Source organism: Ensifer sp. (assembly GCF_035999135.1).
GTDB lineage: Bacteria > Pseudomonadota > Alphaproteobacteria > Rhizobiales > Rhizobiaceae > Ensifer.
This window is the reverse complement of sequence record NZ_DASYGZ010000221.1, coordinates 1-8,935: the sequence shown is the minus strand read 5'-3', so window position 1 is coordinate 8,935 and position 8,935 is coordinate 1. Positions and strand designations below refer to the sequence as shown.

General features: G+C 61.2%; 8 protein-coding genes. 5 read left to right on the top strand and 3 right to left on the bottom strand.

The features are described from left to right. Positions 1 to 85 precede the first annotated feature (85 nt). The gene (locus VGO12_RS29910; RefSeq protein WP_327516370.1) at positions 86 to 1,582 is read left to right on the top strand and encodes a CoA-acylating methylmalonate-semialdehyde dehydrogenase; all 1,497 of its coding nucleotides are present in this window, start codon (positions 86 to 88) and stop codon (positions 1,580 to 1,582) included. 152 nt (positions 1,583 to 1,734) lie between these two features. Here VGO12_RS29910 and VGO12_RS29905 read toward each other — a convergent pair whose 3' ends face one another. Further along, positions 1,735 to 2,775 carry a Fe(3+) ABC transporter substrate-binding protein gene (locus tag VGO12_RS29905; RefSeq protein WP_327516369.1) on the bottom strand — a complete coding sequence of 347 codons (1,041 nt, stop codon included), beginning with the start codon at positions 2,773 to 2,775 and terminating at the stop codon, positions 1,735 to 1,737. Between the two features lie 193 nt (positions 2,776 to 2,968). Between VGO12_RS29905 and rirA the strand changes: the two genes are divergently transcribed. Continuing rightward, a complete protein-coding gene (gene rirA, locus VGO12_RS29900; RefSeq protein ID WP_327498776.1) occupies positions 2,969 to 3,433 on the top strand; it encodes an iron-responsive transcriptional regulator RirA in 465 nt (154 codons plus the stop codon). 33 nt (positions 3,434 to 3,466) lie between these two features. Here rirA and VGO12_RS29895 read toward each other — a convergent pair whose 3' ends face one another. Together VGO12_RS29895 and VGO12_RS29890 are read right to left on the bottom strand one after the other, a co-directional pair. Further along, positions 3,467 to 3,853: a hypothetical protein gene (locus VGO12_RS29895; RefSeq protein WP_327516368.1), complete on the bottom strand. Its 387-nt coding sequence runs from the start codon at positions 3,851 to 3,853 to the stop codon at positions 3,467 to 3,469. 74 nt (positions 3,854 to 3,927) lie between these two features. Then, entirely contained in the window at positions 3,928 to 4,641 is a 714-nt protein-coding gene (locus tag VGO12_RS29890; RefSeq protein WP_327516367.1) for a helix-turn-helix transcriptional regulator, read from the bottom strand. Positions 4,642 to 5,135: 494 nt separating this feature from the next. On the opposite strand from VGO12_RS29890, the gene VGO12_RS29885 reads away from it, so the two are divergent. From VGO12_RS29885 to VGO12_RS29875, 3 genes are all read left to right on the top strand, one after another. Then, positions 5,136 to 6,731 carry an ABC transporter substrate-binding protein gene (locus VGO12_RS29885; protein ID WP_327516366.1) on the top strand — a complete coding sequence of 532 codons (1,596 nt, stop codon included), beginning with the start codon at positions 5,136 to 5,138 and terminating at the stop codon, positions 6,729 to 6,731. Between the two features lie 204 nt (positions 6,732 to 6,935). After that, positions 6,936 to 7,940 (top strand): ABC transporter permease subunit, encoded by a 1,005-nt coding sequence (locus VGO12_RS29880; RefSeq protein WP_275022801.1) that lies wholly within the window; start codon positions 6,936 to 6,938, stop codon positions 7,938 to 7,940. 10 nt (positions 7,941 to 7,950) lie between these two features. Continuing rightward, positions 7,951 to 8,859, top strand: coding sequence for an ABC transporter permease subunit (locus VGO12_RS29875; RefSeq protein WP_327516365.1), 909 nt, complete (start codon positions 7,951 to 7,953; stop codon positions 8,857 to 8,859). Positions 8,860 to 8,935: the final 76 nt, after the last annotated feature.

Genomic DNA, 8,935 nt, shown 5'->3' with positions numbered 1-8,935 from the left:
ACAACGGTTGCTGAATATCGGAAATTGATTTGTTGAAATCGTAGTGCGATCATGCCGCCACAATCAAGGTCTGGAGGAACCATTCATGTACGAACTGGGTCATTTCATCGATGGCAAGCGCGTCGCCGGCAAGAGCGGCCGAGTCAGCAACATCTTCAACCCGGCAACCGGCGAAGTGCAGGGCACCGTGGCGCTCGCCAGCGACGCGGAACTTTCAGCAGCCGTCGAAAGCGCCAAGGCAGCGCAGCCGAAGTGGGCGGCCACCAACCCGCAGCGCCGCGCCCGCGTGTTCATGAAGTTCGTCGAACTCCTGAACGCCAACATGAACGAGCTCGCCGAGATCCTGTCGCGCGAACACGGCAAGACGATCGAAGACGCCAAGGGTGACCTCATCCGCGGCCTCGAAGTCTGCGAATTCGTCATCGGCATCCCGCATCTGCAAAAGAGCGAGTTCACCGAAGGCGCCGGCCCCGGCATCGACATGTACTCGATCCGCCAGGCCGTCGGCATCGGCGCCGGCATCACCCCGTTCAACTTCCCGGCGATGATCCCGATGTGGATGTTCGCGCCGGCAATCGCCTGCGGCAACGCCTTCATCCTGAAGCCGTCCGAGCGTGACCCGTCCGTTCCGATCCGTCTTGCCGAACTGATGATCGAAGCCGGCCTGCCGGCCGGCATTCTCAACGTCGTCAACGGCGACAAGGGCGCTGTCGACGCGATCCTGACCCATCCGGATATCGCCGCCGTCTCCTTCGTCGGCTCGACGCCGATCGCGCGCTACGTCTATGGCACCGCGGCGATGAACGGCAAGCGCGCCCAGTGCTTCGGCGGCGCCAAGAACCACATGATCATCATGCCCGACGCCGACATGGACCAGGCCGCAAACGCCCTGATGGGCGCCGGCTACGGCTCGGCCGGCGAGCGCTGCATGGCGATCTCGGTTGCCGTCCCCGTCGGCGAAGACACCGCCAACCGCCTGATCAGCAGGCTGACGCCGATGGTCGAAAGCCTGCGCATCGGCCCCTACACCGACGAGAAGGCCGACATGGGCCCTGTTGTCACCAAGGAAGCCGAGCAGCGTATCCGGAGCCTGATCGACAGCGGTGTCGAGCAGGGCGCCAAGCTCGTCGTCGACGGTCGCGACTTCAAGCTGCAGGGTTATGAAAACGGCCATTTCGTCGGCGGCTGCCTGTTCGACCACGTCACGCCCGACATGGACATCTACAAGACGGAAATCTTCGGACCGGTTCTCTCGGTCGTTCGCGCCAAGACCTACGAGGAAGCCCTCGATCTGCCGATGAAGCACGAATACGGCAACGGTGTCGCGATCTACACCCGCGACGGTGACGCTGCCCGCGACTTCGCCTCGCGCATCAACATCGGCATGGTCGGCGTCAACGTGCCGATCCCGGTCCCGCTCGCCTACCACTCCTTCGGTGGCTGGAAGTCCTCGTCGTTCGGCGATCTCAACCAGCACGGCCCGGACTCCATCAAGTTCTGGACCCGCACGAAGACGATTACCGAGCGCTGGCCGTCCGGTATCAAGGACGGTGCCGAATTCGTCATGCCGACGATGAAGTAACGGACAAAGGGATATCCTCCCGCCTCAAGGGCCTCCTTCGGGAGGCCCTTTTTTGTTGGAGAGGGTGCGGCGGATGGCGTCGTCAACGCCGGCCACAAACGAAAACAGCGGGCCGATGGCCCGCTGTCCGCGTCTTGCAATGTGGCTCGCGATCAGTCCTGCGGACCGTCGTTGTAGCCGACCTTGTCGACCAGTTCCGAAGCCTTCTTGCGGTTCGCCGCGATGTCGGCGAGCGGCAGTTGGTCGGGCTTGATCGTGCCGAAGGACTTGACGACGTCGGACGGTTCGGCGCCCGGCAGGACCGGATATTCGAACACCTGCTCGGCGTAGATCTTCTGGGCTTCGCCTTCCGACAGGAATTCCATCAGCTTGAGGGCGTTGTCCTTGTTCGGGGAATTCTTGGCAAGCGCCATGCCCGAAATGTTGACATGCGTGCCGCGGTCCTTTGCGTTCGGGAAGAGCACCTTGATGGCAGCAGCCCATTCCTTCTGCACTGGTTCCTTCTCGTTGGTCATCATCAGACCGACATAGTAGGTGTTGCCGAGCGCCAGATCGCATTCGCCGGCGAGGATCGCCTTGGCCTGGTCGCGGTCGCCGCCATCGGGCTTCTTGGCGAGGTTGTTCTTGAGGCCGGTCAGCCACTTCTCGGTCTCGGCTTCGCCGTGGTGGGCGATCATCGAGGCGAACAGGCCGATATTGTAGGAGTGCTGGCCATCACGGGTGCAGATCTTGCCCTTCCACTTCGGATCGGCAAGGTCTTCATAGGTGATGTCGTTCTCGGCGACGCGGTCCTTGGAAGCGTAGACGACGCGGCCGCGGGTCGTGAGGCCAAACCAGTTGCCCTCTGGATCGCGGAAGTGCGCCGGGATGTCCTTGTTGATCGTTTCGTTGACGACCGGCTGGGTGACGCCGGCGTCCTTGGCTTCGGTGAGGCGGCTGATGTCGACGGTGAGGATCACGTCGGCTGGCGAGTTGGCGCCTTCGGCCTGGATGCGCTCGACGAGGCCCTTGTCGAGGAAGAGCACATTGGTGGTGATGCCGGTTTCCTTGGTAAAGGCGTCGAGCAGCGGCTTGATCAGGTCGGGCTGCCGGTAGGAATAGATGTTGACCTCACCATCGGCCCATGCGGCCGTCGTCGCAAAGAGGGTTGCCGTTAGGGACAGAACGCCCACTGCTGCTCTTGAAACGGACATCGCTTCCTCCATTTTCTTGTCTGAGCTAAGTTAACAAAAATGCTCATCTTTCTTGGCCGCAGCGTCGTCAACAGTCAATCGACTAACCGTAAACGCTCAAGAAGAAGTGATCTTTCGGGTTTTTGGAATTGTTCCAAACTGCAATCCGTCCTATATGAAGAGTTCGTAAACCTCTCGATTGCCGGAGTGAATGATGCGTCTGACGAAACAAACGAACTACGCGGTTCGCATGTTGATGTATTGCGCTGCCAACGGAGAAAAGCTCAGCCGCATTCCCGAAATCGCCAGGGCCTATGGCGTTTCCGAATTGTTTCTGTTCAAGATCTTGCAGCCCCTGACCAAGGCCGGCCTCGTCGAGACCGTTCGCGGCCGCAACGGTGGCGTGCGCCTGCCGAAGCCTGCATCGGCCATCACGCTGTTTGATGTCGTCAAGGTCACGGAAGACAGCTTCGCGATGGCTGAGTGCTTCGAGGCGGGCGAGATCGAATGCCCGCTGGTCGACAGCTGCGGCCTCAATTCGGCGCTGCGCAAGGCGCTGAACGCGTTCTTCGAAGTGCTGCAGGGCTACACGATCGACGATCTCGTCAAGGCGCGTCCGCAGATCAACTTCCTGCTCGGCCTCGAGGAAACCAAGCGCCCGCAGACCACCGCGGCCTGACGCCGCGAAGAACAGGACTGCCGCCGACAGGTGTCACGGCGGCAGGTATTCCCGCAGGATGAAATCGATGGCGGTCGGATCGATCTCGGCCTTGTCGATGCGGAAATCGGCGCCAAACTCCTCGATATTCTGAAAATAGGCATCGGCGAGCGACGCCGAGATCACGCCGATCGGCCCGATGTAGCCCTGGTGGCGCAACGTCGGCACCGTCTCGCGAAAATCAACCTGCGGCTTCAGGCGGTTGTCGAGAAGGATCATCGATACCGGCCGGCCCGAGCGCAGGAATTCCAGCGCGCCTTCCATCGTCTGACAATAGTGCAGTTCGATCTCGACATTGCTGACCTTGCGGATCAGTGCGCGCAGGATCAGGTTTTCGGCCGGATCGTCGTCAACGAGCAGGATGTGGGCTTTTCGCGTCATGACCGATACCCTTGCTGATTGCGGGTGTCCTGTTCGTTGGGTCTGGCGATGCGCGACAGGCCGGGCATCGGCTGTCACTGGATAATCTGCTCGCGGATCGCCTTGGCCACCATCTGGGTGCGGTTGACGACATCGAGCTTCTTCAGGATCGTTGCAGTGTGCGAATTCACCGTGTGCTCTGACACGGACACGATGAGTGCGATCTCGCTCGCGGTCTTGCCGTGCGAGATCCACTTGAGAATTTCAGTCTCTCGCGGCGTCAGCCCCATGCCGGCCTTGTTGGCCAGTGCAACCCGATAGAAGTAGTCGAAGGCGCTGACCGCGTCATAGGCGAGCCCGATATGCTCGGCGCGGCCGATATCGTCACCGTCGCCGAGAAAGAGCACGGCATAGCGGGCCGAGGTGGCGGCGGCATGCACAGGCACGCTGACGAGCAGGTCGAACCCGAGTTGCACCAAGAGGTTTTGGCCGGCATCGCAGCCCTGATCATCCGTTCGCCAGACCGACGAAATCGCCGAGCGGTGCAGCGTCTTGTAGAACAGGCTGTCGCCGAAGCGATGGCGCTTGTCGTATTCTTCGGCAAGCCCGGATGGAAGGTCGTGCAGCACCAGACGGCTCGACAGCATGCAGGCGTCATTCTCGTTGCCGAGCTGCAGGATGCCGAAATGACTGAAGCCGTACCGCAGTGCCATGGTGTGGAAGATGCGGAAGAAATCGACGCGGTTCAGCGCTTTCTCGAGTTCGTCGCTGAGGTCGTATCGCCTGTGATTGTCCAGCAATGCCGCCACGGAATCGCTATCCCTTTATCGTCGCGCGGCAGTCTATCGCGCGTGTGGCCGCGATCAACAGACAAAGAGTGATGTCGGCCCCGATGGCGAAGGGTATCATGCCCGAGCCCTGCAAAAGGCAAGTGACGGTCCCTCCCAAGGACGGCTTGGCATGTCGAATGTCTCCCCCGAGATTTGTATAGATTTTATTGCACAATCCTGCAGGTGATTTCTACCATACTATCTTGGGATTGACGGAAAACTGAGAGAGGCGAATCGCAGGCGCGGCGCAGGGCGGCGAAGGCGTTGCAGCGTGCGCATTTGTCAGGCGATTCTAAAACAGTGGACAGATAACCCGGCTCTACTTGCGGACGAATTTTTCGCATAGACAAATTTATGCGGCGACTTATTGCAATGCGACGCCAAATGTCGTTCCATCCGGCCTTGACCGGGGGGCGACGGCATTCCGCGTCAGGAAAACACGAGAACAAAAACAAATCTGGGAAGCAAAGCTCATGAAAAAGCTCACTACTCTGTTTGCAGCGACGGCGCTTGCCACGCTGATGGCCGGCTCCGCCTGGTCGAAGACGTTCGTTTATTGCTCGGAAGGTTCGCCAGAGGGTTTTGACCCGGGCCTGTACACCGCCGGCACGACCTTCGATGCGGCTGCCCACACGGTTTACAACCGCCTGCTCGAGTTCAAGAAGGGCACGACCGAGGTCGAGCCGGGCCTGGCTGAGAGCTGGACGATCTCCGACGACGGTCTGGTCTACACCTTCAAGCTGCGTCCGGGCGTCAAGTTCCAGACGACCGAGTTCTTCACGCCGAGCCGCGAGCTCACCGCAGACGACGTGGTGTTCTCCTACGAGCGCCAGCTGAAGGCCGACAATCCGTGGAACAAGTACATCACCGGCGCTTCGTGGGAATATGCTGCTGGCATGGGCTTCCCGGAAGTCATCAAGTCGGTCGAGAAGGTTGACGACCTGACCGTCAAGTTCACCCTGACGCGCAAGGAAGCGCCGTTCCTCGCCAACATCGCGATGCCGTTCGCTTCGATCCTGTCGAAGGAATATGCCGACAAGCTGCAGGCTGACGGCAAGATGGAGCAGATGAACCAGATGCCGCTCGGCACGGGTCCGTTCGCCTTCGTCGCCTACCAGCAGGACGCCGTCATCCGCTACAAGGCAAACCCGGATTACTGGGGTGGCAAGCAGAAGATCGACGACCTCGTCTTCGCGATCACCTCGGACGCTTCGGTTCGCTTCCAGAAGCTCCAGGCTGGCGAATGCCACCTGATGCCGTTCCCGAACGCTGCCGACGTTGAAAAGATGAAGGCCGATCCGAACCTGAAGGTCATGGAACAGGCCGGCCTCAACGTCTCCTACCTCGCCTACAACACGACCCAGGCTCCGTTCGACAAGCCGGAAGTCCGCAAGGCGCTGAACAAGGCGATCAACAAGCAGGCAATCGTCGACGCCGTCTTCCAGGGCGCTGCCCAGCCGGCCGTCAACCCGATCCCGCCGACGATGTGGTCCTACAACGACAAGATCGAAGACGACACCTACGAGCCGGAAGTCGCCAAGAAGATGCTCGAGGACGCAGGCGTCAAGGACCTGTCGATGAAGCTCTGGGCGATGCCGGTGTCGCGTCCGTACATGCTGAACGCTCGCCGCGCAGCTGAACTGATGCAGTCGGACTTCGCCAAGATCGGCGTCAAGGTCGAGATCGTCTCCTACGAGTGGGCCGAATACCTCGACAAGTCGAAGGCCAAGGACCGTGACGGTGCCGTCATCCTCGGCTGGACCGGCGACAACGGCGACCCGGACAACTTCCTCGACACGCTGCTGGGCTGCAACGCTGTCGGCGGCAACAACCGCGCACAGTGGTGCAACCAGGAATTCGACGCCCTCGTGAAGAAGGCGAAGGAAACCTCCGACCCGGCAGAGCGCACCAAGCTCTACGAAGAAGCCCAGGTCGTCTTCAAGCGCGAAGCGCCGTGGGCCACCATCGACCACTCGCTCTCGGTCGTTCCGATGCGCAAGAATGTCGAAGGCTTCGTACAGAGCCCGCTCGGCGATTTTGCCTTCGACGGCGTGGACATCACCGAGTAATTTAGTTAACAGAACCTTAAGGGGGCGTTTGCCAAGGGCAAGCGCCCCTCTTTGCATCCACTATAGCGACCCGCCGTTCCACCTGGAGCGCAAAAGGTCGCTGTGGCATTTCGACTTGCTGTATGCTTCTCCGAAATGTGTGAAAGCATGCAGTGGTGCCAGCGGCGGGATACAATGCCGCGGCAACATGGCGCGGGGTTTAACATGTTCCGATTTCTCTTGGGGCGATTGGCTGTCCTGATTCCGACCTTTGTCGGCGTCTCCATCATCGCCTTCTCCTTCATTCGCCTGCTTCCCGGCGATCCGGTTGCGCTGCTTTCGGGCGAGCGCGTCATGTCGCCGGAGCGACACGCGGAAATTTCACATGCGCTCGGATTCGACCGGCCGATCGTGGTGCAATATCTCGATTACCTCTGGGGCGTGCTCCATGGTGATTTCGGCACCTCGATCGTGACCAAGAAGCCGGTCATCGACCAGTTCTTCGAACTGTTCCCGGCAACCGTCGAGCTTTCGCTCTGCGCGATCCTGTTTGCCGTCATCCTCGGCATTCCTGCCGGCGTCATCGCGGCCATCAAGCGCGGCTCGGCCGTCGACCAGGCCATGATGGGCACGGCTCTCGTCGGCTTCTCCATGCCGATCTTCTGGTGGGGCCTGCTGCTGATCATGCTCGTTTCCGGCATGCTGCAGTGGACGCCTGTCTCGGGCCGCATCTCGCTGATGTATTTCTTCCCGCCGGTCACCGGTTTCATGCTGATCGACTCTCTGCTGTCCGGCCAGGCCGGCGCCTTCAAGTCGGCGGTCAGCCACCTGATCCTGCCGACGATCGTGCTTGGCACCATTCCGCTCGCGGTCATCGCGCGCCAGACACGCTCGGCCATGCTCGAAGTTCTCTCCGAAGACTACGTGCGCACCGCACGCGCCAAGGGTCTTTCGACCTTCCGCGTCGTCGGTGTCCATGCGCTGCGCAATGCGATGATCCCGGTTGTCACGACCATCGGCCTGCAGGTGGGCGTCATGCTCGCCGGCGCGATCCTCACCGAAACGATCTTCTCCTGGCCGGGTATCGGCAAGTGGATGGTGGATTCGGTCTCGCGTCGCGACTACGCCGTCATCCAGGGCGGCCTTCTGGTCATCGCTGCGGTGATCATGCTGGTCAACCTCATCGTCGACCTGCTCTACGGTCTCATCAATCCGCGCATCCGGCACTAAGGAGGGCGTCATGTCTCAAACTGCTGCAACAAGCGCCGTTTCGACCGATCCGTCCCGCCGGGCGCGTCTGGCCGAGTTCTGGTATTACTTCTCCGAGAACCGCGGCGCCGTCATCGGCCTCGTGTTCTTCCTGTTCCTCGTTCTGCTCGCGATCTTCGCGCCGTGGATTGCGCCGCACGATCCGGTCGAGCAGTACCGCGATGCGGTGCTGGTTCCGCCGGCCTGGCAGGAGGGCGGCCGAGCCGCGTTCCTGCTTGGCACCGACGCCGTCGGCCGCGACATGCTGTCCCGCCTGATCTACGGCACGCGCTTCTCGCTGTTCGTCGGCGTCATCGTCACGACGCTGTCGCTCGTCGGCGGCATCGCACTCGGTGTCATCGCCGGCTACTTCCGTGGCTGGGTCGACACCGTCATCATGCGCGTGATGGACATCATCCTCGCTTTCCCGTCGCTGCTGCTTGCCCTGGTGCTCGTCGCGGTTCTCGGCCCGGGCCTGGTCAACGCCATGATCGCGATCGCACTCGTCTTCCAGCCGCACTTCGTGCGCCTGACGCGTGCCGCCGTCATGAGCGAAAAGACCCGTGACTACGTGGTTGCCGCCAAGGTTGCCGGTGCCGGCCATGGCCGTCTGATGTTCAAGACGATCCTGCCGAACTGCATGGCCCCCTTGATCGTCCAGGCGACGCTCTCCTTCTCGAGCGCCATCCTTGACGCGGCTGCCCTCGGCTTCCTCGGCATGGGCGCCCAGCCGCCGACACCGGAATGGGGCACGATGCTCGCCGAAGCACGCGAATTCATCAGCAGCCACTGGTGGGTGGTCACGCTGCCGGGCATCGCGATCCTGATCACCGTGGTGGCGATCAACCTGATGGGTGACGGCCTGCGCGATGCGCTCGATCCCAAGCTGAAGAGGTCCTGATCATGGCGCTTCTCGAAATCGAAAACCTGGTCGTCGAATTCCAGACGGCCTCCGGTCCCTTCCGCGCCGTCAACGG

Coding starts and splice junctions, on each gene's coding strand:
- VGO12_RS29885 (WP_327516366.1), top strand. CDS start 5,136: ATGAAAAAGCTCACTACTCTGTTTGCAGCGACGGCGCTTGCCACGCTG.
- VGO12_RS29880 (WP_275022801.1), top strand. CDS start 6,936: ATGTTCCGATTTCTCTTGGGGCGATTGGCTGTCCTGATTCCGACCTTT.
- VGO12_RS29910 (WP_327516370.1), top strand. CDS start 86: ATGTACGAACTGGGTCATTTCATCGATGGCAAGCGCGTCGCCGGCAAG.
- VGO12_RS29905 (WP_327516369.1), bottom strand. CDS start 2,775: ATGTCCGTTTCAAGAGCAGCAGTGGGCGTTCTGTCCCTAACGGCAACC.
- rirA (WP_327498776.1), top strand. CDS start 2,969: ATGCGTCTGACGAAACAAACGAACTACGCGGTTCGCATGTTGATGTAT.
- VGO12_RS29895 (WP_327516368.1), bottom strand. CDS start 3,853: ATGACGCGAAAAGCCCACATCCTGCTCGTTGACGACGATCCGGCCGAA.
- VGO12_RS29875 (WP_327516365.1), top strand. CDS start 7,951: ATGTCTCAAACTGCTGCAACAAGCGCCGTTTCGACCGATCCGTCCCGC.